A 762-nucleotide genomic window follows, 5' to 3' on the forward strand; every position below is an offset into this window, starting at 1 on the left:
CCAAAGTACTCGTACATATGGACATGAGCATTAATCCATGATTTCTGCTTCATATCCAGAAATGCTTCCACGTATGTATACTGGCTGTAAGTCATTACACCAACAAATATGTAGGCTTTCATGATTTCTCCGGTATCCGGATCAATGATTGTTGCAGGATCCCCTGCCCAGTCAACTTCAACCTGTTCACCGGGTTTCCGGTTGATATGCATGGTAGCACGATGTTTCTGCTCATCCTGTTGGATGTGGTAGCAGAACTGAGAATACATGAGTGGTTCTTCGCCATTGGCACGGCAATCCTCCATGTATTCAGTCCACAGGAGCTTTTTACTTACTCCGTTACGAAGTAGCTCCTTGCGGATGTAGTCGTAGTCAGGCATACGTTTATTAGGCGATACCTTGTTCTCTTTAGAGAACATGAGCTTTTGAAGCTCTGTGTCAGTCATTGCTTCATCAAGTGGCCATGAAAGTTTTAATTCTCTGGCACGTTTTTGGACTTTGACGACAGTTTTTTGTGCGACACCACAACTAGCCATGATATCGCGTTGTGAGAATCCCAGGCCAGTAAGGCGAATGATTTCTCTGTACTTGGTCATAATTGTGACCTCCTTACAATGAATTTACACCAACTGGTGCATGAGCTCATTATAAGGTTTTTATAGATAAATCGATTTCCTATTTAACGGAAACGCGATTTCCAATTAAGCGGATTAGCGATTTCCATACGCCGGACAGGTGATGGATTTCACCCCGGATTATTCA

Annotated in this window: 1 pseudogene; it reads right to left on the reverse strand. The window is 43.2% G+C overall.

The features are described from left to right. Nucleotides 1-596: pseudogene (locus ACTQ52_RS12330) on the reverse strand (IS21 family transposase); the annotation flags it as partial. Nucleotides 597-762 lie beyond the last annotated feature (166 nt).

The sequence above is a fragment of the Oribacterium sp. Sow4_G1_1 genome (genome assembly GCF_052116105.1).
GTDB lineage: Bacteria > Bacillota > Clostridia > Lachnospirales > Lachnospiraceae > Oribacterium.